19 protein-coding genes and 2 pseudogenes are annotated in these 25,503 nt (G+C 40.7%); 5 read left to right on the plus strand and 16 right to left on the minus strand.

Annotation, left to right across the window (positions count from 1 at the left end):
- Position 1: 1 nt before the first annotated feature.
- Positions 2 to 1,435 (minus strand): Na+/H+ antiporter NhaC, encoded by a 1,434-nt coding sequence (gene nhaC, locus ABRT01_RS01190; protein WP_269411634.1) that lies wholly within the window; start codon positions 1,433 to 1,435, stop codon positions 2 to 4.
- A gap of 152 nt (positions 1,436 to 1,587) precedes the next feature.
- Positions 1,588 to 2,985 carry a sigma-54 interaction domain-containing protein gene (locus ABRT01_RS01195; protein WP_269411633.1) on the minus strand — a complete coding sequence of 466 codons (1,398 nt, stop codon included), beginning with the start codon at positions 2,983 to 2,985 and terminating at the stop codon, positions 1,588 to 1,590.
- Positions 2,986 to 3,291: 306 nt separating this feature from the next.
- Between ABRT01_RS01195 and ABRT01_RS01200 the strand changes: the two genes are divergently transcribed.
- From ABRT01_RS01200 to ABRT01_RS01210, 3 genes and pseudogenes are all read left to right on the plus strand, one after another.
- Positions 3,292 to 4,497 (plus strand): ornithine--oxo-acid transaminase, encoded by a 1,206-nt coding sequence (locus ABRT01_RS01200; protein ID WP_367746123.1) that lies wholly within the window; start codon positions 3,292 to 3,294, stop codon positions 4,495 to 4,497.
- Between the two features lie 432 nt (positions 4,498 to 4,929).
- Entirely contained in the window at positions 4,930 to 5,202 is a 273-nt protein-coding gene (locus tag ABRT01_RS01205; protein WP_367746125.1) for a hypothetical protein, read from the plus strand.
- Between the two features lie 70 nt (positions 5,203 to 5,272).
- A pseudogene (locus ABRT01_RS01210) lies at positions 5,273 to 6,564 on the plus strand (GntT/GntP/DsdX family permease).
- Positions 6,565 to 6,653: 89 nt separating this feature from the next.
- Here ABRT01_RS01210 and ABRT01_RS01215 read toward each other — a convergent pair.
- The 13 genes and pseudogenes from ABRT01_RS01215 to ABRT01_RS01275 form a co-directional block, all read right to left on the minus strand.
- Complete coding sequence (locus ABRT01_RS01215; protein WP_269411630.1) at positions 6,654 to 7,622, minus strand: sugar phosphate isomerase/epimerase family protein; 969 nt, start codon at positions 7,620 to 7,622, stop codon at positions 6,654 to 6,656.
- Positions 7,623 to 7,654: 32 nt separating this feature from the next.
- Positions 7,655 to 8,692, minus strand: coding sequence for a Gfo/Idh/MocA family protein (locus tag ABRT01_RS01220; protein WP_367746126.1), 1,038 nt, complete (start codon positions 8,690 to 8,692; stop codon positions 7,655 to 7,657).
- A gap of 36 nt (positions 8,693 to 8,728) precedes the next feature.
- On the minus strand, positions 8,729 to 9,451 hold the full coding sequence (locus ABRT01_RS01225) for a ThuA domain-containing protein (RefSeq protein WP_367746127.1): 723 nt from the start codon (positions 9,449 to 9,451) through the stop codon (positions 8,729 to 8,731).
- 62 nt (positions 9,452 to 9,513) lie between these two features.
- Positions 9,514 to 10,596: a Gfo/Idh/MocA family protein gene (locus ABRT01_RS01230; protein ID WP_269411627.1), complete on the minus strand. Its 1,083-nt coding sequence runs from the start codon at positions 10,594 to 10,596 to the stop codon at positions 9,514 to 9,516.
- A 110-nt stretch (positions 10,597 to 10,706) separates the two neighbouring features.
- A complete protein-coding gene (locus ABRT01_RS01235) occupies positions 10,707 to 11,528 on the minus strand; it encodes a carbohydrate ABC transporter permease (protein WP_269411626.1) in 822 nt (273 codons plus the stop codon).
- Positions 11,529 to 11,542: 14 nt separating this feature from the next.
- Positions 11,543 to 12,868, minus strand: a complete 1,326-nt coding sequence (locus ABRT01_RS01240) for a carbohydrate ABC transporter permease (protein WP_483101409.1) — start codon at positions 12,866 to 12,868, stop codon at positions 11,543 to 11,545.
- Between the two features lie 73 nt (positions 12,869 to 12,941).
- Positions 12,942 to 14,228, minus strand: a complete 1,287-nt coding sequence (locus ABRT01_RS01245; protein ID WP_269411624.1) for an ABC transporter substrate-binding protein — start codon at positions 14,226 to 14,228, stop codon at positions 12,942 to 12,944.
- Positions 14,229 to 14,322: 94 nt separating this feature from the next.
- On the minus strand, positions 14,323 to 15,306 hold the full coding sequence (locus ABRT01_RS01250; RefSeq protein WP_269411623.1) for a LacI family DNA-binding transcriptional regulator: 984 nt from the start codon (positions 15,304 to 15,306) through the stop codon (positions 14,323 to 14,325).
- 196 nt (positions 15,307 to 15,502) lie between these two features.
- Positions 15,503 to 16,626 (minus strand): annotated as a pseudogene (locus ABRT01_RS01255) (zinc-dependent alcohol dehydrogenase family protein).
- A gap of 42 nt (positions 16,627 to 16,668) precedes the next feature.
- Positions 16,669 to 18,006 carry a GntP family permease gene (locus tag ABRT01_RS01260; protein ID WP_269411622.1) on the minus strand — a complete coding sequence of 446 codons (1,338 nt, stop codon included), beginning with the start codon at positions 18,004 to 18,006 and terminating at the stop codon, positions 16,669 to 16,671.
- Positions 18,007 to 18,032: 26 nt separating this feature from the next.
- Complete coding sequence (locus ABRT01_RS01265; RefSeq protein ID WP_269411621.1) at positions 18,033 to 19,229, minus strand: iron-containing alcohol dehydrogenase; 1,197 nt, start codon at positions 19,227 to 19,229, stop codon at positions 18,033 to 18,035.
- A 260-nt stretch (positions 19,230 to 19,489) separates the two neighbouring features.
- Positions 19,490 to 21,163 (minus strand): dihydroxy-acid dehydratase, encoded by a 1,674-nt coding sequence (ilvD, locus tag ABRT01_RS01270; RefSeq protein ID WP_269411620.1) that lies wholly within the window; start codon positions 21,161 to 21,163, stop codon positions 19,490 to 19,492.
- 131 nt (positions 21,164 to 21,294) lie between these two features.
- Positions 21,295 to 21,966 carry a FadR/GntR family transcriptional regulator gene (locus ABRT01_RS01275; protein ID WP_269411619.1) on the minus strand — a complete coding sequence of 224 codons (672 nt, stop codon included), beginning with the start codon at positions 21,964 to 21,966 and terminating at the stop codon, positions 21,295 to 21,297.
- 329 nt (positions 21,967 to 22,295) lie between these two features.
- On the opposite strand from ABRT01_RS01275, the gene ABRT01_RS01280 reads away from it, so the two are divergent.
- Complete coding sequence (locus ABRT01_RS01280; RefSeq protein WP_269411618.1) at positions 22,296 to 23,840, plus strand: class I adenylate-forming enzyme family protein; 1,545 nt, start codon at positions 22,296 to 22,298, stop codon at positions 23,838 to 23,840.
- 44 nt (positions 23,841 to 23,884) lie between these two features.
- Entirely contained in the window at positions 23,885 to 24,322 is a 438-nt protein-coding gene (locus ABRT01_RS01285; RefSeq protein WP_269411617.1) for a MaoC/PaaZ C-terminal domain-containing protein, read from the plus strand.
- A 55-nt stretch (positions 24,323 to 24,377) separates the two neighbouring features.
- Here ABRT01_RS01285 and ABRT01_RS01290 read toward each other — a convergent pair whose 3' ends face one another.
- Positions 24,378 to 25,493, minus strand: coding sequence for a 5-methyltetrahydropteroyltriglutamate--homocysteine S-methyltransferase (locus ABRT01_RS01290; protein ID WP_269411616.1), 1,116 nt, complete (start codon positions 25,491 to 25,493; stop codon positions 24,378 to 24,380).
- Between the last annotated feature and the right edge of the window lie 10 nt (positions 25,494 to 25,503).

Raw genomic sequence — 25,503 nt, forward strand, 5'->3', positions numbered from 1 at the left:
TCTAAATTACAGCTTGTTCGTCATTTGAATTTTCATGCAAAACAAGCATTTTTTCCTTTTCTTCTTTGGAAATTTTAACAATCGAAAAACCAGTATAGGCAAGCACTAAGGCAACAAGTGGTACAGTATAATTCAGAATGGCGTATGGTGCATAAGCAAATGCGTGCACTCCCAAAGTTCCGTAAATAAAAACACCACACGTATTCCAAGGCACAAATACCGACGTTAATGTTCCACCATCTTCTAATGAACGTGACAAGTTTTTCGAATGTAATCCTTTTGCAGTATATGTTTTGGAGAACATTCGCGCTGGAACAATGATAGAAATATATTGTTCCGAGCACGTTGCATTGGTCAGAAAACAAGCACCGATCGTTGAAGCAATTAAAGAACCTGTTGATTTTACCAGTTTCATCAATTGATCCATAATCGATTTTAGCATACCGGAAAATTCAAGTATACCGCCAAATGTCATCGCGACAATGGTCATGGCTACCGTGTCCATCATAGAGAGAAGTCCCCCGCGATTAAATAATTCATTAACCAGCTCGTTTGACGATTCCAATACATATCCGCTTTGTAATGCGCCCAAAGCACTTGCGATCGATTCCCCTTGCACTACAATTTGTGATAAAAAGCCGAACACAATCCCGACAGCAAGGGCAGGAACAGCAGGCACCTTCATAGCTACTAATACAATAACCAACAGCGGAACAATCAACAGGTAAGGCGAAATCACAAAATTGTTCTGCAAATCAACAAGCGTTTGCTGAATGTCGGCGGAATTAATTTTATTCGCACCAAAGTTTTTTCCAAGAAAGCCGAAAGCGATCAGGGCAATAATCAAAGCGGGGATTGTCGTATAAAACATGTGCTTAATATGATCAAATAAGTTTGTATGCGTTAATCCAGATGCCAAGTTCGTCGTATCAGATAGTGGCGACATTTTATCACCAAAATAGGCTCCCGAGATAACTGCACCGGCAACCATTGCTGCAGGGATTCCCATACTGAGACCAATCCCCATCCCTGCCACTCCAATGGTCCCCATCGTCGCCCAAGAGCTACCAATGGCAAGTGAAACAATACCACAGATAACCACGATCGTAACTAGAAAGATAGATGGCGAGATAATTTCCAATCCATAATAAACCATTGTCGCAACAATACCGCCACCAATCCAGGCGCCAATGGTGATCCCTACTAGCATAATGATAATAACAGCCGGTAACGCTAGCTTGATTCCTTTGTACATCATTTCTTCTAGTTGTTTCCACTTATAACCAAACTTCCAAGCAACCAAGGCAGCAACAGCAGTACCGATGGCTAACGGTATATGTGGATCCTGTTCAAAGATGACAACACTTAAAATCATTGCGACAACCATAACTGTAAGCGGTATCAAAGACCACCAAAAATTTATTTGTTTTTGCACAACTTCATCCCCCACAACATGAATAATTATTGCAAATTTATTAAAGTTAATATTATGACAAGGTGTATGAATTGTCAATTATTAGTTTATCGCATTTTTGGTGATTTTTAGAAAAAACAGGTGAAATTTTCCCACCTGTTTAGTCCAAACAATTAAATTCCATACTTCCTCATCCGATATTGCAAACTCTGTCTACTGATGCCAAGTTTTTTTGCAGCTTGGGAAACGTTATCGTTATTTTCGGCCAAAGCCCGTTGGACGTATGCCTTTTCTACCTCATCCATTTTTTTACTTAATGGTTTTATCTCCTCACTGTTAGCCAAATCGCCTGTACCAATGACAATTGGTTTTGCTTGCTTTTCGTCACGAGGGTATCTTTTCCGAAAACTTACAGGCAGATTATGCACATTAATGACATCTTCGTCCATAATCAAATTCATCGTTCCTTCAATCGTATGTTCTAATTCCCGGACATTACCGGGCCAGTCATGTTGATAAAGCATAGTTTTGGCAGCGTTACTGACCTTTTTTATATTCATTTGAAACAACGCATTATACTTATTGATAAAATGGTCAATTAACAGCCAAATGTCGTCTTTTCGTTCGCGAAGCGGCGGAATCAATAGAGTGACGACACTCAATCGATAATACAAATCCCGACGTAAACGGTTCTGATTGACAGCATCAATCGGATCCTCATTCATTGTGGCAATAATCCGTACGTCAATTTTTTTATCATGCATATCACCGACACGCCGAATTGTTTTCTCCTGGATCACCCGTAATAACTTTGCCTGTAGTGCCGGGGCCAGTGAATTAATCTCATCCAAAAGCAGTGTTCCGCCATCCGCTTGTTCAAATAAGCCTGGCCTGTCGACTGCACCGGTAAAGGCACCCTTTTTGGTACCAAACAACAATCCTTCCATTAGACTATCAGGGATCGCAGCACAGTTTTGTGAAATAAACGGTCCGCTTGAACGATGACTGCCATTGTGGATGCTTTGGGCAAATAGTTCCTTTCCTGTTCCAGTGTCGCCAATAATTAACACCGATGACGATGTTCTCGTTGCCCGCTTTGCTTCTTCAATGATTGCCTGCATTGGTTCACTTTCTCCGATAATCTGGTCAAACGTAAATTTGCTATTTTGTTTACGGAGCACGTTTTCTTTGATCATTCTTTCCAGTTGTGTCACGTCTTTAGCGATTTCGACTGCTGCAATTATTTCACCATGTTGCTCGATCGGAAACGTATCATTAATGGTCGTGATTTCTTTTCCCTTATTATTGAAATATGTTTGTTTTACCTGCCTTGTAACTTTACCAGTCTTTAACGCATTTACGAGTGTACTCCGTTGTTTGTCGTGAAACTGAAAGACATCCAGCAGGTTTTTGTTTAATACATCATCACTTGCCATGGATTCAATTTCCATCATTTTTTTATTATAGACAATGGTTTTACCTTGTTGATTAATCACGTGAATACCAACATCTACTTCATTGATTAACCGCTCATACAATTTGTTCATGTCAATTGATTGCTTATCCCGCATGATTCGTCATCCCCAAACGTATTATCCTAATCTATAGTTTAATAAAATACAAGCAAAAGTGCAAAATGAAATGGCACCCGTATACAGTAACTGCAAAATATTATTGCACCCCCATTATTGCAGTGGGTGGAATAAAAGTCGGTAAGCAAACCAATGAACGTTGATATGATACTATTGATATGATACTAATTGGAAGGTAAAATGATATAAAAAACACTTCCGGAAAACTTGGCATGAGATTTGCATATATAATAGTGATTCCTTTTCGCTACAAATCGGAAACAAGATTTTCAAGGAGGAGAAATGATGACGCAAACAACTGCCAAATCAGCAGATATCATCAAACAAACTGAGCAATATGGTGCACACAACTACCATCCACTTCCCATCGTTATTTCGGAAGCTGAAGGTGTTTGGGTAAAAGACCCTGAGGGCAACAAGTATATGGATATGTTAAGTTGTTACTCCGCTGTAAACCAAGGTCATCGTCATCCGAAAATTATTCAAGCATTAAAAGACCAAGCAGATAAAGTGACGTTAACCTCCCGAGCATTCCATAATGAATTGCTTGGACCATGGACAAAACGGGTTGCGGAATTGACTGGAAAAGACAAGGTTTTACCAATGAATACAGGCGTGGAAGCAGTTGAAACAGCAATCAAAGCAGCTCGTCGCTGGGCATATGAGGTCAAGGGTGTAGAGGATAATAAAGCCGAAGTTATCGCGGCGAACGGGAATTTTCATGGTCGGACATTACATGCCATTTCTTTATCCAATGACCCAGATGCAACCAAAAACTATGGTCCATTTATCCCTGGAATAAACAAGGTAGCATATGGCAATGCTGATGCAATTCGGGAAGCAATTACGCCAAATACCGCTGCAGTTATTGTTGAACCAATTCAAGGAGAAGCCGGCATCATCATTCCGCCTGAAGGATTTTTAAAAGAAGTTCGTGACATCTGTACAGAAAACAATGTTCTATTCATTGCTGACGAGGTGCAAACCGGCTTTGCACGTACGGGGAAAATGTTTGCCTGTGATTGGGAAAATGTCGTTCCGGATATCTATGTGATGGGTAAAGCACTAGGTGGCGGTGTGATGCCAGTGTCTGCCATTGCAGCGAACAAAAATATTATGGATGTCTTCACACCCGGGTCTCATGGTTCAACATTCGGAGGAAATCCATTGGCTTGTGCCGTGTCGTTGGCAGCAATCGATGTGATTGAGGAAGAAAAACTTGCTGAAAAATCACTTGAACTGGGAGAATACTTTGCCAATGCATTAAAGGAAATTAATAATCCAGAACTACAAGAAGTTCGTGCTCGTGGTTTATTTATCGGAGTAGAATTTAACAAGCCGGTTCGTTCTTTCTGTGAAGCTTTAAAAGAAGTCGGTGTATTATGTAAGGAAACGCATGAAAATACCATCCGTTTTGCACCGCCACTTGTTATTAACCAGGAAGAGCTTGACTGGGCGATAGATAAAATCAAGCAAGTCTTATCCCGCTAAGAAAAGCAAAATCCTCCGCTTAATCGGTGGACGCTTAAGTAACAGATAATAGCAGCTACAAACCGGTCTGGTGGGTGTTCTATTAGACGAAGAAGAAGTATGGCAAAAAATAAAAAGTTAAAGGTCACAAATTGGAGGAAGGATAACTTGTATTAGTCCTTTGCTTCCTTTGTCAAGCTGTCCGGAAATGCTCCGGACAGCTTTTTATTTTTAATCCGGGAGTTTTCAAACATCCATGAAATGTAGAAGAATTAAATTATTTGTTAAAATATCAAGATATCGACAAAATTTTTGGGGATTTATTACATATTATGATAAGATTAATCAATAAATGTGGGAGACTACACCTTACACGGAAGAGAATTAGTAGTATTTTTTCTGGGGCAGCACAAAAATCTTCTGGGGCAGCACAAAAATCTATGGTTGAAATTAATGAATAAAAATGGTGATGATAAACTCGCTAGCGGAGGAAAACACGGAGACTCCTGTGGGAATGCGCAGTGTGAAGACCCCGCAGAAAAAGCGATCTTCTTTTTCGAGGAGGCTGAGGACAAGCCCACGGAAAGCGTAGTGTTTTTCCGTAGCGATCGCATAAATCAAAATTACATCCAATCTGTCAACCATAGATTTTGGTTAAGAGCCTTTTTTCTACTAGCAAAAATTGTTATTCATATTGCAAAGGGGATATTTTATGACTGGACATGATATACAACTACTTATTATCACAGTATGTGGCATACTGCTTCTTATAGCCCTAATTACCTCAAAACTGCAGATGCATCCACTCTTGGCACTATTGATTATATCTGTGGGAGTTGGACTGACATCAGGCCTGGGGATTGATAAAGTTGCTGAATCAATTGAGGAGGGGGCGGGCTCTACACTTGGCGAAACGGGGCTCACCATTGCGCTAGGTGCTATGCTTGGTAAACTATTGGCAGACTCTGGAGCAAGTGACCGAATTGCCTCTGTTATTCTAAATGGTTCGAATCCCCGAAGTCTTCCGTGGCTTATGACCTTGACTGCATTTATTATCGGTATTCCCATGTTTTTTGAGGTTGGACTAATTATGTTATTGCCGCTCATCTTTACTGTTGCCAGCAAACTGGAACAACAAGGCAGTGTGAAAGGATCAGCTTATGTTTCCATTGGAGTTCCAGTTATTGCTGCTCTGGCTACCATGCATGGGATGGTGCCGCCTCATCCAGGCCCGCTTATTGCTATCGGGGCTTTCAACGCTAACTTGGGTATGACAATGATTTATGGTTTTATTTGTGCCATTCCTGCCGTCATTCTTGCAGGGCCGGTATATGGTAAATTCATCACCCCAAGCATGACAGTAAAACCGAACAAAGACTTGCTTGATCAATACACGACGAACCAAGAAACCAATCAAACAAAAGCACCAATACCGATAACAACTGCTTTCGGCGCTATTGTAATTCCGGTTATCATGATGCTGTTACATGCAATTGCAGGGATTTTTCTTTCAGAGGATAATGCGTTTTATCGGGTCGCTGAATTCCTTGGCAGCCCTGTCATTGCCATGTTAATCGGTGTGCTGGCATTATGCTTGGATACGCTCGTGGTACAGATACAAAACAAATTCGCAATTCACTCGGATCAAGCCTTAAGCCAATTGCTGGAATTTTGTTGATTATCGCTGGCGGGGGTGCATTTGGACAGGTATTGGAGGATTCAGGTGTTGGCGAAGCGATCGTACATTTGGCTTCCGGTTTCTCCCTTTCAGCTATTGCATTGGGGTGGGTCGTTGCGGCGTTATTATCTGTGTCCACTGGATCCGCTACAGTGGGAATCGTTGGATCAACAAGCCTCTTAGCCCCACTAGTAGCTGCTGACCCAAGTATTAACACAGCACTATTGACAGTAGCAGTCGGATCCGGATCATTATTCTTTAACTATGCGAATCATGGTGGCTTTTGGCTGGTAAAAGAATCATTCGGTATGACGATGGGGGAAACGTTTAAAACAATCACTATCATACAATCCATCGTTGGCTTGGTTGGATTGGCTATGACACTTTTATTAAACATCATTGTGGGGTAACTGAATTTCAACCAACCTACTTTTAATCTTGGCCGAGGCTGCTGATTAGTATATAAAAATGAAGGCGCCAGGAATAGCGCCTTCATTTTTTAAGCCCACCACATATCAGCAGCAGATTCACGAATGTTCACCGCTTTTAAATTTTTCACAGCTTGACTGAATCCTTCATCAATCGACATGATTGGATCTTCGTGTTCGATACTAACCACATAATCATAGCCATACGTGCGGAGCGCACTAATGATATCAGACCACACCTTGGAGCTATGTCCATACCCAACCGAACGAAATGTCCAGGCCCGGCTTTGTACGGAAGCATATGGCTGCATATCTGTTAACCCATACATGTTAACATTATCTTGATCGATATACGTATCTTTAGCATGAAAATGATGAATCGCGTTCGCTTTCCCTAAAATTTTGACTGCTGCAACCGGATCAATACCCTGCCACCATAAATGGCTTGGATCAAGATTTGCACCGACTGCATCATTGGTGGCTTCCCTAAGCTTTAGCATCGTATACGGGGTATGTACCAGGAAACCGGCATGTAATTCGATCCCAATTTTAACCCCGTGATCCTCAGCAAATTTTCCAGCTTTTTTCCAATAAGGAATCAGCTTTTCTTCCCATTGCCAGTTTAAAACCTCGGAATATTCCGTTGGCCAAGGAGTTACCGGCCAATTTGGATATTTGGCATCCTCATCAGACCCTGGTGTACCGGAAAATGTATTAACAACTGGTACATTCATCAGTGAGGCCAGTTTAACCGTTTTTTCAAATGTTTCATGTGCTTTTTTTGCCTGTTCTTTATTTGGAGAAATCGGGTTATCATGACAACTGAATGCACTGATCGTTAATCCACGTTCATGGACTTTCTCCAGATATGTTTTCCGCTTATCTTCACTTTCCAGTAATTCGTCAAGCGGGCAAAAATCATTTCCTGGATTCCCACCGGTACCAATTTCCACCGCATCCAGTCCGGAATCTTTTACATGATCCAGCATTTCTTCAAATGTTTTCCCCGCAAATAGGACAGTAAATACGCCCAACCTCATGAAAATCACTCCTCTTAAAGATGATAAATTTTTTACAATCGGACACTGTGACCGCTTGCACTGCTCGCATAGATAGCCTCAATGATTCTACTAACTTCCATTGCTTGCTCTGGTTTGACGACTAATGATTCATAGCCCAGACAACTGTTCACAAAATTAGCCGCTTGCCGTTGTCCTGCCTCCCACTCGTCATGTGCCGCCTTTGCCTGTTCTGTCATAAACGTTCCATAACGGGGCTGGTATATTTCAAATGGATAAACATTCAATCCACCATCAGCACCAGAAATACTCAAATGTAGGGTATCCTCTTTAATATTGGCGGCCCAGGAACATTCGAACTGAAGGGATGACCCGTCATCAAAGGTAATATAGCTGGATACGTGATCATCGACATCGAATGTTTCGTGATCGAATGTCCCCCAATCATTGAGCTGATTTGGTGTTTTACTTAGCCGATTATAGGTTTTCCCCATGACTTCAACTGGTTGCGAATCACCAAGTAGCCACATGGACAGATCCAGTAGATGACAGCCATAATCTATTAAACTGCCGCCACCCTGTAATTCCTTATTCGTAAACACGCCCCATCCGGGTACTTTTCGTCGTCGTAATGCTTGAACTCTTGTCACAAGCGGATCACCGATAACTCCGGCATTGATTGCTGCCTGGGCTGTTCGTGCTGCCTGGGTATGGCGATAATGATAGGCAATCGATAATAGTTTCCCGGATTTCCTGGAAGCAGCTATCATGGCCTCGCATTCATCTACCGTCATTGCCATTGGCTTTTCACATAAAACATGTACCCATGCTTCAAGTGCCGCAACTGAAATTTCTGCGTGGAACTTATTCGGCGTGCAGATCGTTACTGCATCAACCATCTGAAACATGTCGTGATAATCTTCAACGACTTCGGGAATTTGGAATTTCTTCGCGGCTTCTTGTGCATTTACGGGATTAACATCCTGAACAGCAACAACATCAACGGTATCACTAAGACTTTGATATGCCGGGATATGCCGATTTTGCGCAATCCCGCCTGCTCCAATGATCCCCATTTTCAATTTCGTCATTTTTCCATCTCCAAACTACTGAACAATCTTTTCTGCTTAACGCTTTTTTGAAATTTCTTCTAATGGTTTGGCATTACCGTACTCATGTTTAGGCGTATTGCGATTAGCTGCCCATTTCACTGCATTTTGAATGACTTGCTGAATTTCTGGTTTGTGATATGTCGGGTAAGTTTCATGGCCCGGTCTGAAGTAAAATATTTTTCCATTGCCACGTTTAAATGTAGCCCCACTGCGAAATACCTCGCCACCTTCAAACCAACTGATAAACACCAACTCATCTGGTGCCGGAATATCAAAGTGTTCTCCATACATTTCCTCTTGTTCCAATTCCAAATAAGAACTTAGCCCTTCTGTAATAGGATGAGTCGGATCCACCACCCATAAGCGTTCCCTATCACCCGCTTCACGCCACTTCAAGTCACACGTTGTACCCATCAATTTCTTAAAAACCTTGGAAAAATGCCCAGAATGCAGGACAATTAGTCCCATTCCATCTAATACCCGCTGCTTTACCCGCTCCGCAATTTCTTCGCGTACTTCATCATGTGCTTTGTGTCCCCACCAGATAAGTACATCGGTTTCAGATAAGACTGCTTCTGTTAATCCATGCTCCGGTTCGTCCAGTGTTGCGGTTTTCACATGATGCCCTGCCTCTTCTAAAAAGTTCGCTATAACTTGATGGATGCCATCCGGATAAACATTTCTTACTGTTTCATTTTCTTTTTCATGTCGATATTCATTCCATACCGTTATGTTCATGGTTATTACTCCTCCACGTTCGTATTTCCGGTGTTCTATCTCATTTTGTCTGACATGGTCCTTTAATCGAAGTAAACCGCTTCACCTGTTTTGGCAGATTGGTAGATAGCCTCTAAGATTTGCGTAACCACTAGTGCTTCTTTTGGCTTAACTATAGGTTCCGTATCATTGATAATACTCTCAATCCACAAACGTGCCTCTAATTCTGCATCGCTCTCCGTATCACCTTCATAAAAAGCTACTCCACTGTTATCCAGTTCCACGTTGGTTGTATACAGCTTGCCAAATTCTTCTCCATTAATTCTTAGTCCGTCTTTCATATCAGCCCCACCTTCTGTACCAGAGAGCGAACATTTCGCTTCATCTACATCAAGCGAATTAAGCGCCCAACTTGCTTCTAGTACAATCGTAGCACCATTTTTCATCGTTATAAAACCAAAGGCTGAATCTTCCACTTTGAATTTTTCCGGATCCCATGGTCCCCATGCGTTGGCTGCATTCGCTCTTTTTCCTAATTTGTGAAAGGTTGATCCCATAACGGATTTCGGTTCATAATTGTTCATCATCCATAATGACAGGTCTAATGCATGTGTTCCAATATCAATTAACGGTCCGCCCCCTTGTTTTTCTTCATCCAAAAATACTCCCCATGTTGGTACGGCACGACGACGGATTGCATGCGCTTTTGCATAATATACTTCACCCAAATCACCACGCTTGCAGACATTGTGTAAATATTGACTGTCCTGACGAAAACGATTTTGATAACCGATCGTTAGTTTTTTGCCAGTTCTCTCCGCTGCCTCAAGCATTGCTTGCCCCTCTGCACTTGTTTTTGCCATCGGTTTTTCACACATGACATGCTTTCCTGCCTCCAACGCAGCAATAGAAATCTCCGCATGGGAATTATTCGGGGTACAAACATGAACCACATCAATACTTGCATCCGCCAATAACGCTTTATAATCAGTATATACGGCCGCATCCTTCACGCCATAGTCCTTTGCTGCGCGTTCGGCTTTTTCCACTTCTATATCGCAGAATGCAACGAGATTAACTTGCTGTAATCGTTTTAAACTTGGTAAATGTTTGCCGTTTGCAATCCCCCCACAACCAATGATTGCTACATTTACATTTGAACTCATATCTTCATCATCCTTCGTTAATTTTTATATAGGTTTAAATCTTAAGCTGCAACTTGCAGCATACCCACCTGTTTTCTTTATGCCAGTCTTTCCGTAAGTATTCCAAGTAACTATTCTTTAACTGAACCGGACGTTAAACCGGATACAATTCTTCGTTGGAAAACTAACACAAGAATTACAATTGGAATGGTCACAATAACGGTGGCGGCGGAAATATCGCCCCATGGGATCGAAAACTCGCTTGTATACATAGATATACCAACTGGTACGGTCCGCCAAGCATCGTTACTGTTAATCGTCAGGGCAAACAAATATTCATTCCAGGCAGCTACAAAAGCAAGAATAGCTGTTGTAAATACCCCGGGTGCCGCTAATGGAAAAATAACCTTTCTAAACGTTTGAAATGGACTGGCACCATCCAACTTTGCTGATTCCTCCAACTCATACGGGATTTTTTGAAAAAATGTAGATAGCACCCAAATGGATAATGGTAAACTAATGGTAATATATGGAATAACTAATCCCATATAACTGTTTCGTAAACCAAGTCCTGTCACAAGGTTAAACATAGGTGACAAAATTGCTACTTGTGGAAACATTGAAGCTGCAAGAACAATTCCCAGTATGAGACCTTTTCCTTTAATAGGCAACCTTGTTAGTGCATATGCCGTAAATGACGCAAACACAACGGATAGCAACGTTGTAATGATAGAAACAACAAAACTATTCATCATATAGCGCATTAACGGCCGATGCGTTAAAGCCGCCACATATGAATCCAGTGATGGGTGTTTCGTAAACCAATTAAATGAAGAGAAGATTTCTCCGACCGGTTTTAAAGATGTTAAGAACACCCAAATAAACGGAAACATCACCAAGAATACAAAGATAACTAAAAAAACATAAAAGCCAATCCCTGCTCGTTTATTCATTTTCGGCATCCTCCTTATTTTGTTCGTCCTGCAAAAAGATCTGAGCCAATTAATTTTACGTAAATAAAACTAATTATCGCCACACATAAAAAGACAATAACTGATAGCGTGGAACCTTCTCCAAAGTTTTGTTGCGCAAACAATGTTTTATATGCGTATACAGATATTGATTCGGTCGAGTTTGCCGGCCCACCACCAGTTAAAACATAAATAAGGTCAAATACGCGAAAAGCATCCAAGGTTCTGAATAACAAAGCTACTAGAATAGAAGATTTCAGTAATGGCAACGTTATTTTGAAAAACTGCTGAAACTTATTAGCGCCATCCACATTTGATGCCTCATACAGGGATCCCGGTATTGTCTGTAATCCAGCCAGAATTAGCAAGGCCATATATGGAGTCGTTTTCCAGACATCAGCTAAAATAACAGAAAATAAACCGCCGCTTCCCGATGATAAAAGCCATGAAGAACTTGGAATAATGTGTAACACTTCCAAATAATGAGCAACAATCCCTGACTGCCCATCATATAAAAATCCCCACATCATGGCTGCAACTGCAGTAGGCACTGCCCATGGGATCAATACAGAGGCCCTGATAAATCCTCTGCCTTTAAAAGTACGATTAATCAAAAGAGCAATTAACATACCAAAAACTAGTTCAAAGAATACAGAAATGATGGTAATGAATGTTGTATTTCCCAATGACTGCCACATCCGCTTATCTTTAAAGTACTTTTGATAATTGTCAAAGCCAATAAAATTCGGCTTTAGTATGGATTCACTGGAAGAACCAAGTAAATCCGCTGTTTGCTGAAAACTAGTTTTTATTGTCTCCTTATCGCTTGAATTGGCTATTTCCGCCAAATCATGTTGATAATCAATCAAAGCTTTTCGGTACGTTGACGCAAAATCCTTATCCAACTTCTGATATTTTAGTTTAGATTCTCTAACAGGCTTGTACTGTTTTAAAAGTTGATCGACTTGGTCAACCTTATCCTTGATCTGTTTATCACTAATTAATTCCTTATGATATTTCTCTATACCGTTTTGAATTGACTCAAGGGTTTGTTTATTCCGCTTTCCTTCTGGAGTATCCGCTAAATCATCCAGTTGAACTTGCAGAAGATAATAATTGTCAACATATGTTTCCAAATCAATATTCGTACCCAACATTTTTTCAGATCGTGCAGGGTCATTTAACCTATAGTCAAACAAACTGTTCCAAAAGGACTGGGCAACCGGCCATAATATGACAACAAAGACCAACACAAGTGATGGTAGGACGAACGCATATCCAAGCTGTTTTTCATTTAGCTGAAATCGCTGCTTTTTCAACAATGAACCCTCCTTTTTCTAGCTGTTATTGCAAATGAATATATGGTAGTTTCCTAACCTGCCTCATTAGATCCAGCTAATCCTTTACCGCCGATTCCATTTTTAATTGCATGTTGCTTGCTGCTTTTTCAGGTGTAATATCACAGGTTAGCGCTTTCGATAATTCGATTTGCATAATATCCGAGAGTTTCGGATATATCGGTGAAACAGGTCTTGGTTCAGCGTTTTCCAATATTTTCACAAATTCAGGATCACCGAACAGCACACCAGCATTTTGCACCTCTTTATCATTATATAAATCTGCTAATGTTGGGGCATTTCCACCGTCAACAGCCGAGATCTTTTGGCCTTCGGGTCCGGTCATGAATTTCACAAATTCCCAAGCCTCTTCTGGATGCTCGGTATAACGATTGATCATCGTCATCCATCCACCAAGTGCTGAAACAGACCCCTTATCTCCTGCGGGCATAGTAGTAAAGTCGACGTCGCCAGTAATTTTTGACTTTTCCTCATCCTCTGTTGATGATTGTAAATAAACCCAATCTCTGGCAAAGACAGCATTTCCCTCGATAAAGGAAGACTCTGTTTCGATTTCGGTAAAATTAAAGATATTTCCGGGAACAATGTCTGAATTGACAACTTCCTTCATCTTCTTAATCGCTTTGACGGTTTCAGGGCTATCGATCACAACGTTTTGATTTTCATCCAGAATTGACCCACCATAGGCACCGATGAACTCAATTGCATTTGTGATTAGTCCTTCATATTGAGAAGCTTGCATTAAATAGCCATACTTTGTACCTTTTTCACCTTTATATTTGCTTGCCTGCTCAATGAACTCATCCCAAGTTTCCGGAGGGTCATCTACAATATCTTTCCGGTAAAACATGACACCAGCATCCGTGTATTTTGGCATTGCCCATTGTTTTCCCTTGAAGTAACCTGCCTTGACTGGTCCTGGAAAATAATCGTTCATATCAATTCCATCTCTCTCAATAAATCGGTCCAAATTCATAGCGTAGTTTGCCTGTGCAAATTCTGCCGGCCAAATGTTATCTGCATCGAACACATCGATTTCTGAGCTTTTCGCACTGAATGCAGTTACATATTGATCATGTTGTTCTCCTGATTCAGAAGGCATTTCTTGATACTTTATATGGATGTTCGGATGTTTTTTTTCAAATGCTTTAATTAATTTATCCGTTGCACCCCTGGTATCCACTCCACGTGCATATACGATTGTTACCTGTCCATCAGAGTTACTGGTATCACCACCTGTATTTGAATCCCCACTACAAGCTCCAAGTACTAAAATCAGTAAAAAAACCCCAAGACTACAAAACAATCTTTTTTTCGCCCTCACATGAACTCCTCCCAAATGTTTGTAAACGGTTACTGTAATCGATTACAAATCATTATAATATAATTTATCTTTCATTTCAATACCTTAAGTAAATTTAGGTAGATTCACGAATAACTAATTCATGATCCAGAATAATACTCTCCGTCTTCTTTCCTTTGATTTTATTAATGATCATATTTGCCGACATGCTTCCCATCTGGTACATTGGCTGAGCAACTGTTGTCAATGTAGGGTGAGTCATGTTGGAAAAATTAATTTTATCAAAGCCAACCACTGCTATGTCTTTCGGTACGCTCAGTTCACTGGCATGAATTTCTTTTAATGCACCAATCGCTAAAATATCAGATACTGCAAACACGGCTGTGGGCCGCTCATTTTGCCCGAGCAAATTCTTCATTGCTTGTCTGCCACTATCAAACTCCAAATTCTCGGTTGTAAAGATCCAATTGGGATGAGGATTTATCCCTGATTCCTTCATTGCCCGCAGATAACCCTGTTTTCGTTCACGGGCATATAGAAATTTTTCGTCGGAGTTAATCAAGGCAATGCGTTCGTGACCGATGTTTGTGAGATACTGTACGGCCTGGTAAGCAGCTAACTCATTATTAATCGTGACAAATGAAATAATCCCATTTTCATCATACTCACTGCACTGAACAAGCGGATACTCCTTAGAAATTTCAATCAGCTTATCCCGGTTTACGGTTGGATCCATGGAAATGATACCGTCAGCCAATCGGTTTCGGATTAAATTAAAATAAATGGCTTCCCGATTTGGATTGGAATCTGTTTGGCACAGCAGTATATTATAGCCCTTCTCAATAGCAGTGTCTTCAATGCCATTTATAATTTCTGTATAAAAGGGATTGGAAATACTAGGAATTAATACAATTAATAGCTTGCTCTCTGACTTGCGTAAATTTCTCCCTAATATGCTTGGTTCATAATTCAACGCCTTGATTGCTTCTTCAACTTTTTCTGCTGTTGTTTTTGCTACAACATCAGGATTATTTAAATATCGTGATACGGTTGCTACTGATACATTTGCTTTTGCTGCAACCTCTTGAATAGTTGCCAAACCTAGCATCTCCTTTGCCAAAGTTTTTGTAAACGATTACATAAAATATCATATAACGACTAATAGTAATTGTCAATAAAGTTTCAGTATGAATTAAACTTTTCCTGGCAAATTTACTTCATACGCCTACGAATTTAATAAAAAATACCCCGCAGAACAGCTACGAGGCAAATTTTATAATGCTTTTATCACTAACTCACATCTTAATAATAATTCTCGATGACTCTCCTCTAGCCAACTTATCAAACCCTTCATTAATTTCATCCAGGGTAATGGTATCCGAATGCAACTTGTCAACCGGTAAACGACCTTGTTTAAATAAATTGATAAACCGCGGAATATCCCGACTCGGAACGCAACTGCCGACATAGGAACCTTTCAATGTCTTCTCTTCCGCTGTTAAACTAACATATGGAAAGGAGAAATGGTGATCTGGATGTGGTAATCCGGTTGTGACGGTCGTGCCTCCGCGTTTTGTGATGTTGTAGGCAACTTCCATCGCAGGCACCGCACCAGCCGTTTCAAACACATAATCTAGTCCACCATCCGTTGCTTGACGAATCATTTCTATAACATCGGGATCCTTGGAATTAAACGTGTCCGTTGCCCCAAGTTCTTTCGCCTGGTTTAGTTTTGCCTCATTAATATCAACAGCGACAATTCTACTCGCACCAGCTGATACCCCCCAAGTAATGCACTCAGACCGACACCACCTAATCCTACAATAGCAACTGTATTTCCCAATTTAATGTTTGCTGTATTGACGACTGCACCTACTCCAGTAATAACCGCACAGCCAAACAATGCCAGGTGCTCGAATGAAATATCCTGATCCACTTTGATTAAGGAATTCCTGGAGACAACTGCATACTCGGAAAAAGCGGAAACACCAATGTGATGCTTTACTTCTTCTGCTTTATGATGCAACCGAACGCCGCCGTTCATTAATGTTCCTGCACCATTTGCTTCAGCTGCAGGCTCACATAAGGCTGGACGTCCCTCTTGACAGGGAACACAATGACCACAACTTGGTACAAATACACAAACAATATGATCACCTGACTGCAAATCAGTTACACCTTCCCCAACTTCCCTGACAATGCCGGATGCTTCATGACCCAGCGCCATTGGCAACGGACGTGGTCTGCTGCCATTAATAACAGATAAGTCGGAATGGCAAAGACTTGCTGCTTTGATTTCAATCAATACCTCATCCCGCTGTGGTTGATCCAGTTCCAATGTTTCGATATGAATGGGCTTGCTTTCCACATAGGGATGATCAATCCCCATTTCCCTTAGGACTGCTGATTTAATTTTCATGATTTCCTCTCCTGTATGATGTTTTGTTTACTAGATTAAGGATTAAAAAATAGAATATAGTACGACTGCTAACAACAGGACTAGCGTTGGTACAACAACACTTAAGTAAAGAATTGGCTTATAGGCTCGTTTATGTGTTTCCCCACAAATAACCCTTACTGTTGTTACCACATAACCATTATGGGGCAAGGAGTCAATTCCACCCGATGCCAATGCCGATACACGATGCATAGCACCCGGATCAAGACCCTGGCTTATATAAATCGGTGCTAGAATTGGCAATGCAATACCCAAACCACCGGACGCGGATCCGGTAATCCCGCAGACTAATGTGACACCAATAGCCAGACCTAATAATGGCGGTCCCGGCATATTGACAAGGCTGTTGACCAAATGATCAAAAGCAGATACCTGTGCGACAACGCTACCGAAACCAACAACTCCACACGTGTTTGCTAATGCAATCAGGGCATTTTGCGTTCCGGTTGCAAGCGATTCCCAAAACTCCTGCAAGAACCTTTTCATCGTTGTACACGCCAAAAAGATTCCAGCCACTAATGCCAAAAGTAGTGCAGCGGTAGGGTTCATGAATAACGACAAAATGTTCAGCAACCCAATCACGACCACTAAAGGAATAACCGCAATGATGATATGTGGTAAATCTTTTGGGGATGCCTCCTTGTCCTGTTCTTGCGCTTCCAGGGCTGCTGCTGATTCTTCTGCCGCTTGATATGGTAGCGAAAATTGTTCCCCGTTTTTTACTGCTTTTTTTACCATTTTACCTAGCCATATTGCGCCAACAACCAAAATGAGAAGTGCACAAAGAACACCAATAAACCCTCCGGCAGTTGGTCTTGTATCAAAAAAATCAGTTGGAATGATATTCTGAATCTCCGGAGAACCAGGCGATGTCATCGTAAATGAAATCGATCCAAATACCAAAGCGCCTGGAATAAACCGATGCGGCAAATTAGCTGCCCGAAATAATGATACCGCGATCGGATATACGGCAAAACCAACCACAAACAAGCTCACTCCTCCATATGTCATGATGGCTGCCGCAGCTACTACCGCAAATACAGCACGTTTTTCTCCCAATGTATGCTTGATCCATTGTGCAATACTTTCTGCAGATTTAGTTTCCTGCATGAACTTTCCAAAGATGGCTCCCAACAGGAATACCAAAAACCAGGAGGCAAAATAGCTGGAAAACCCATCCATGTAATTTTCCATCATGGCGGTTTGTAAATTCAATCCACCGGTAACCGCGACTAAAACAGAACATAAAATAGCAGCTATAATAATATTGATGCCTTTCATGGTGAGATAAATAAGTAAGACCAGTGATACGATCAAGCCAATCATACCTAATATTTCCATGAATGCTCCTCATTTCTCCTAATTTTTTAGTTTACTTTACTTTCCGATGAAAATTGATAATCATAACATCCTTTATAAAGATCTTCAATTTCTTGTTTGCTTGGAACCCTTGGATTATTTCCCGGACTGCCGCTATCAATGGCATCTTCAGCCATTTTACGGATTGCGTTCTCAAATTGTAGTTTCTTAATTCCCCATCCCTCCAAATTGGGAATATTTAATTGTTCACATAGCTCTTTCACTGAATCAATCGCAACATCGGCAGCTGCTTCGTTAGAAAGTTCTTTTTCCGATGATTTAAAAATTCTGCCCAAATCCGCCAGCCGATCTACCGCCTGATCTCTGCTAAACTCAAGTACAGCAGGCAATAGCATTGCATTGGAGAAACCATGTGGTACATGAAACAATGCACCAATGGGTCTGGACATACCATGAACCAGGCACACTGAAGCATTAGAAAACGCCAAACCGGCTTGTAGAGCTGCTAGAGACATATTTTCTTTGGCATCAATATTTTCCGAATCCTTGTAGGAAGGTACTAGATTATTAACAATGAGTTCCATTGCTGAAAGCGCCATCATATTCGTCATTGGGTGTGCTTTTTTGGAGAGATAGGCTTCAATTGCGTGACTTAAGGCATCAACCCCTGTTGCCGCAATGACATGCTTCGGGGCCGACATACTTAGCAATGGGTCAACAATTGCAATTTCCGGTCTTAATGAAGCCTGCTGGATCATCATTTTGACATCTGTTGCGGTATTATCAATAACCGTCACATCTGTTGCTTCTGATCCAGTTCCCGCTGTAGTTGGAATAGCAATATGTGGTACAGGGGCAACAGTTAATGGTTTCTTCCCTCCCATGTAATCGCCAATGTATCCACCGTTTGTAGCAAGAACAGCAACTGATTTAGCGGTATCCATACAGCTTCCTCCACCAAGAGAAATGACCAGGTCACATTTCTCTTCCCGAAATAATGCTAACGCCTCTTCAACATAAATATCCGTCGGTTCCGATTCAATCCCCGTATAAACCACACTGTCCACTGATTCTTTAGAAAGGAAATTCCGGCACTTGCTCACATAATCAAGACTTTCCATCACCTTGTCACTGATTATAATCGCTTTCTTTCCTTGTTTTACTGCCTCCCTTCCCACATTTTTAAATGAGTCCCGACCATAATGAATGGTTTTTGGAGATCCGAAAACATCATGTACATTCATAAAATACCCTCCTTTACTTTTTCAATATAATATTTATTTCACATTATTATGATAACATAATTAACAGAAGTTTGGTTATTATTTAAATTTTTCTCCATTTGCGTACATAAAATCGACGCAGACCATCGAAGTAATGAAAACAAACCAAAAAAATAAACGTTTGGATTTAAAATCCAAACGTTTATATCTAGTTAAAAGGTTCCGACGAATTTGTGCGGAATGACATTATTCTATTAATCTCATCCATGAAACTATAACAATTATATGCTCATTACGCCGCCGTTTGATGCATTTGTTACAAGTTTTGAATATCTACTTAACCAGCCGCGTTTAATTTTAGGCTCAAATGGTTTTAAAGATTTTTTACGTTCTTCCAAATCTTCATCCGATACTTGTACATTTAGTGTTCTATTTGGTAAGTCGATGACAATCATATCCCCATTTTCAATTAAAGCAATTGGTCCACCTTCTGCGGCTTCTGGAGAAATATGTCCGACAGAAATACCACGAGATGCTCCCGAGAAACGTCCATCTGTTAGAAGTGCCACGGTACTGCCTAAACCACGACCCATAATAGCAGAAGTAGGTGCTAACATCTCAGGCATTCCGGGTCCGCCTTTAGGTCCTTCATAACGAATAACAACAACATGGCCTTCTTTTACAGACCCATTATCAATCGCTTCTTGTGCTTCATCTTGAGAATCAAAGACAATTGCTTCCCCTTCAAATACCTTAATAGCAGGGTCAACAGCGCCTACTTTAATAACTGCACCTTCTGGGGCGAGATTCCCGTATAAAATGGATAATCCTCCAACTGGGCTGTAGGGATTTTCTTTTGTACGGATTACTTGTTCATTCGTAATTTCATATCCACTAACAAGTTCACCCATTGTCTTGCCCGTTATCGTTAAACGTTCGGGATGAATAGCATCGGGAATTTTAGTCAACTCATTTATGATTGCACTTACTCCGCCAGCTTGATTAATATCATCCATCGAGATATCAGATGCAGGCATAATCTTTGCAAGGTATGGCACACGTGCTGCAACCTTATTAATATCTTCTAGGTTATACGCTATGCCAGCTTCATTGGCAATTGCCAGTGTATGTAAAACTGTATTAGTAGATCCACCCATTGCCATATCAAGGGCGAATGCATCATCAATCGCTTCTTTTGTAATAATATCGCGAGGTTTAACATCCTCTTCAATCATACGAACTAAATGTTTTGCCGCTTCACGAATCAATTCTCTACGCTTCTCGCTGGTGGCTACAATTGATCCATTCCCGGGTAGTGCCACACCTAACATTTCCATTAAACAGTTCATAGAGTTTGCTGTGAACATACCTGAACATGATCCACAAGTTGGACAAGCATTGTTTTCAATATCGTTAAATTCTACTTCCGTCATCTTGCCCGATTTATATGCACCAACACCTTCAAAAACAGATGTTAATGATAGTTGTTTTCCACTGGAGCTTTTACCAGCTTCCATCGGGCCACCTGAAACAAAGACAGAAGGTACATTCGTACGAGCAGCAGCCATTAGCATACCCGGGGTGATCTTGTCACAATTTGGAATGTAAAATACCCCGTCAAACCAGTGTGCATTAATGACCGTTTCAGCACTGTCAGCAATTAATTCACGACTTGGTAATGAATAGCGCATTCCAATATGCCCCATCGCAATGCCATCATCAACACCAATCGTATTGAATTCAAATGGAATACCACCTGCTTCAATGATTGCTTCTTTTACGACATCTGCAAATTCACGCAAATGTACATGACCAGGAATAATATCAATATAAGAATTGCAAATGCCTATAAATGGTTTCCCCAAATCCTTTGCTTTTACTTTCCCTGTAGCATATAAAAGACTACGGTGAGGAGCACGATCCACCCCAATTTTAATCGTATCACTTCTTCTCATCTGCACACATCCTTGATTTTTTTATTTGAAAAATGTTTATAATGTATTTTATATTGTTGGTTGTCTACTGTCAATAACGTTGTAATACAAAAAAACATCTGGTATGAAACCAAGATGTCATAAATTAACCATTATTCAATCCCTAATTCCCTCATCGCATGCAAAATATGAATTTTCATCGCACTTTTTGCACCTTCAGGATTACGATTCCTAATAAATTCCATAATCATGTTATGATCATTGATCGTATCTTTGATTGCTAGTTCTTTTCTCTTTGATAAGATGACTCCTTTATCAATAGCTTCGTAAATAACCGGCATCAGCTTTTCCATGAACTCGTTATGGGTAGCCTTTACGATGGATTTATGAAATTTTTGTTCGACTGCTGTCCGATCCTCATTGCACTTGATTTTTTGTTCTATGCGCGTTCCATAATCCAAAATCCGCTCTAACTCGGCATCACTTGCTCGAATTGTAGCATAGTAGGCAGCTTCTGGTTCAAAGATTAATCGCATTTCATATAAATCTTTCGCATTAATTTTAGCATCTGCAAGATTACCTAAAGACTCTATATTATTTACTTCAATATCTTCTTTTACATACGTACCTTTTCCCCGTCTAATCTCCAAGACGCCATTTGTAACTAATATCCGGATTGCTTCTCGAAGTGTTGTCCTGCTAATATTAAGTTCCTCCGATAATTCATTTTCGTTTGGGAGCTTATCACCTGGAAGAAATTTTTTCTCTATAACGATCATTGACATGATATCATCTGCAATACTATCAGATAGTCTTTTTTGCATTATATACCCTTTCTACCCTGTTTTCTTTTCAGTATAGCATAGGTTGTCTGCTCATACATGTAGTATCATTTAAATAGTGACGAATGCCCAATGGAATTATTAGTTGTTATTAACTCTTTGTTAAGGAATGAATTCCGCATTCGTATAAATCTCTATATCTTTACTTTTCCATCATCCAATCATTCAGAACCAACTATTCTGAATATACTTGACTTTTATGCGTCGCAACTGTATATTGAATTAAAATCAATTTCTCTTTTGTAAATGTATGAATCCCCCCTAAGCAAAATCATTGGTTACTTCATCCTTATCAAAAGGAGGACTTCCATATGGACGTCGGTTATCTAGTAAATCGTGTTGAGAAATACATTCAGACGATTAACCCAGCAAAGGAAGCTATCAAACTGGAATCAGAAAAGTCATGGACATATGGAACACTTAATGAAACATCAAACAAATATGCGAATACTTTGCGGAAGATGGGTGTAAAAAAAAGTGACCGGGTTGGTATGCTGTTGTACAATGGGTTAGAATATTTTGCACTTTATTTTGCCATTGCCAAATTAGGTGCGATTGCCGTTCGACTCAACTTCCGGCTGGCTGAGGAAGAATTGGAATACATTCTTAAAGATTCAGGATGTACCGTGCTTTGCTTTGATGCAAGTCTTGCGGATAAGCTCGCTAACATTCGATCCGTCATTCCAGTTCATGAATTTATTTGTCTTTCGTCTAATGAGAAACATGTACCTGACTGGGCTCATGATTGGCAGGTGCTGCTCGATGGGGAAGCTGCGTTTACTTATCAACATAACATCGATAAATCCGATCCTGTTATGCTGATGTACACGTCTGGGACAACCGGCAAACCCAAGGGTGCACTTTGGTCCCATGAGAACACACTATGGTTTGCTAGCATGCAAGCACTGAAATGGGGTTTTCATGCTGATACAGTGGGCATGACGACTGGGCCATTATATCATGTTGGGGCAATGGAGGATGTGGCTCTAGCTGTGTTGTTGCAAGGTGGTAAACTGGTAATCACCAAAAGTGGAGCTTTCGATATTGAGAAGGTTTTGAGCATAATCGAACAAGAAAATGTGTCTGATTGTTTTCTATTTCCGTTTATGATTTATGAAATGCTAAAGCTGCCCAATATTTCCACCTATCATCTAAGTAGCCTAAAAACAATCTATTCTGGCGGAGATCCGATTATTTCCTGGGCAATCGATGAACTGAAAACGCGATTTCCTCATATCGAATTAGCACAGGTTTACGGACTTACGGAGGGGACACCAATTGCGGTATCGCTTGATCCTGTCGATGCAGAAACAAAAGGATATACAGCTGGTAAACCGATGCCATTTACCGAAATTAAAATTGTTGATAACGAGGATAATAGACTAGGATCAGGCCAAATCGGGGAAATTTGTATCAAAGGTCCCGCCGTTTCAATGGGATACTGGAAAAAGCCCGAGGAAACAGCTGCAACCTTTATCAATGGTTGGTGCCATACTGGTGATCTGGGGTATCTTGACGAGGCGGGGTATTTAACCATTTCCGGCAGAAAGAAAGATATGATCCGTAGCGGTGGGGAAAATATTTATCCCGTTGAATTGGAAGATGTGTTGATTAGACATGAATCCATTCAAGACGTTGCTGTTATTGGGATACCTGATCCAAAATACATTGAATCTGTTTGCGCCATAATTGTGTCAAAGCCCGGAACGGTAATAGAAGAAAACGATATTCATAACTTTATTAAAGGAAAATTAGCAAGTTATAAGAAACCACGTAAAATCGTTTTTGTAGAGGAATTACCAAGAACCCCATCTGGTAAGGTACAGAAGTTTAAATTGCGCAATCAATATAAGTAAAATCAAATCAAACTATTATTTTTCAAAATCAGGAGGCGACTTATTTGTTTAATAAGTATTATGATGACTATCAAATCGGCGATACATGGAATTCACGCGGCAGAACGATCACGGAGGCTGACATTGTTAATTTCGCTTCACTAAGCGGAGATTGGTTTCCATTACATACTGACATCGAATACGCAAAAGACACTCCATTTCAAAAGCGGATTGCACATGGAATGCTTGTTTTATCAATTGCTACTGGTCTGGTGGAACTAAAACCGGGGATTGTTGTTGCATTTTATGGCATGGACAAAATCCGGTTCACCAATCCGACGTTCATCAATGATACCGTTTCACTGGAAATGAAGGTTACGGATAAGATCGATAAAGGGGAGACCGCTGGGGTCATTGTGGCAAAATTAGTAGTAAAAAAACAAACAGGTGAAAATGTAATTGTTGGTGGAATGAGTATGTTGATGAATAAACAAGAAGGATAGCCTCCCTGTAAAATACGAATGACCCCCATCATCTCCGGATGGGAGTCATTCGTTCCTATTTCCATACTTCTTCAGCTATCTCCAATACACGGCTGATTTTTTTCCATTGATCTTCCTCGCTAATATCATTACCTTCTTCTGTCGACGCAAAGCCGCATTGCGGACTCAGGCAAAGCTGATTCAGCGACAGGTAGTTGCTTGCTTCTTCTATCCGTTTTTTGATCAAATCCTTGTCCTCGATTTCACCAAATTTTGTCGTGATTAATCCAAGCACTACATATAAGTCATCCCGATTTACATACTGCAATGGCTCAAATCCACCGGAACGTTCATCATCAAATTCCAGAAACAAACCATCCACATTCAATTCACCGAAAATCGTTTTGGATGCCGTATCATACGACCCTTCCGCAAAGTAATGCGAGCGATAATTTCCCCGGCAAATATGCATCGTAATCAATAAATCATCCGGTCGCTCTGCAATGGATTCATTAATTGCCCGGGCAGCGATCTTTTGCATTTCCTCCGGTGTATATCCCTGTTCGCGAATAGCTGCTCGTCCTTTTTCCGACAAATAGGATGACCATGATGTATCATCAAGCTGCAAATATCTGCACCCCAGATCATAGAATGCTTGAATGGCCTGTTTATAAGCGTTGGTTAAATCCGGTAGCAATGCTTCAATGTTTGTATAGGCATTCGAGTCAATACTACCACGGAGTAACAGCATATTGGGACTCGGAATTGTCATTTTAGCAACATGATCGGGACCTACGTGCTCTTTCAAAAACCGGAAATGTTCAAGCATTGGATGGTCATCATTAAAATCTACTTTATCTGTGACGCGAATAGAACGGTTCCTTGCCTCAATACCAACAAAATGCAAACCACTGTCCGGATCATATCCTTCCACACCTGTCAAACCTTCCAAAAAGTCAAAATGCCACCAGGAGCGGCGAAATTCTCCATCTGTAATAGATTTCAATCCTATTTCTTTTTGTTTTTCAATCAGTTTAATGATCTCTTCGTCTTCAACAGCCCGCAGTTCATCTGCCGTTACTTCTCCATTTGCAAATCGACTCCGTGCCTGCTTCAGTCGTGCTGGTCGCAGAAAACTACCGACATGATCTCCCCGAAATGGTGCGCGTTTTTTAATTTCTGTTGTACGCATTACTTTCAGC

Source organism: Lentibacillus sp. L22, assembly GCF_040812445.1.
In the GTDB taxonomy this organism is placed as follows: Bacteria; Bacillota; Bacilli; order Bacillales; family Amphibacillaceae; genus Lentibacillus_C; species Lentibacillus_C daqui.

Bases quoted from the DNA above. Each gene is read 5' to 3' on its own strand.
- ABRT01_RS01195 (WP_269411633.1), bottom strand. From the start codon at position 2,985: ATGCGGGATAAGCAATCAATTGACATGAACAAATTGTATGAGCGGTTA.
- ABRT01_RS01200 (WP_367746123.1), top strand. From the start codon at position 3,292: ATGACGCAAACAACTGCCAAATCAGCAGATATCATCAAACAAACTGAG.
- ABRT01_RS01205 (WP_367746125.1), top strand. From the start codon at position 4,930: ATGAATAAAAATGGTGATGATAAACTCGCTAGCGGAGGAAAACACGGA.
- ABRT01_RS01215 (WP_269411630.1), bottom strand. From the start codon at position 7,622: ATGAGGTTGGGCGTATTTACTGTCCTATTTGCGGGGAAAACATTTGAA.
- ABRT01_RS01220 (WP_367746126.1), bottom strand. From the start codon at position 8,692: ATGACGAAATTGAAAATGGGGATCATTGGAGCAGGCGGGATTGCGCAA.
- ABRT01_RS01225 (WP_367746127.1), bottom strand. From the start codon at position 9,451: ATGAACATAACGGTATGGAATGAATATCGACATGAAAAAGAAAATGAA.
- ABRT01_RS01230 (WP_269411627.1), bottom strand. From the start codon at position 10,596: ATGAGTTCAAATGTAAATGTAGCAATCATTGGTTGTGGGGGGATTGCA.
- ABRT01_RS01235 (WP_269411626.1), bottom strand. From the start codon at position 11,528: ATGAATAAACGAGCAGGGATTGGCTTTTATGTTTTTTTAGTTATCTTT.
- ABRT01_RS01260 (WP_269411622.1), bottom strand. From the start codon at position 18,006: ATGGAAATATTAGGTATGATTGGCTTGATCGTATCACTGGTCTTACTT.
- ABRT01_RS01265 (WP_269411621.1), bottom strand. From the start codon at position 19,229: ATGAATGTACATGATGTTTTCGGATCTCCAAAAACCATTCATTATGGT.
- ilvD (WP_269411620.1), bottom strand. From the start codon at position 21,163: ATGAGAAGAAGTGATACGATTAAAATTGGGGTGGATCGTGCTCCTCAC.
- ABRT01_RS01275 (WP_269411619.1), bottom strand. From the start codon at position 21,966: ATGCAAAAAAGACTATCTGATAGTATTGCAGATGATATCATGTCAATG.
- ABRT01_RS01280 (WP_269411618.1), top strand. From the start codon at position 22,296: ATGGACGTCGGTTATCTAGTAAATCGTGTTGAGAAATACATTCAGACG.
- ABRT01_RS01290 (WP_269411616.1), bottom strand. From the start codon at position 25,493: ATGCGTACAACAGAAATTAAAAAACGCGCACCATTTCGGGGAGATCAT.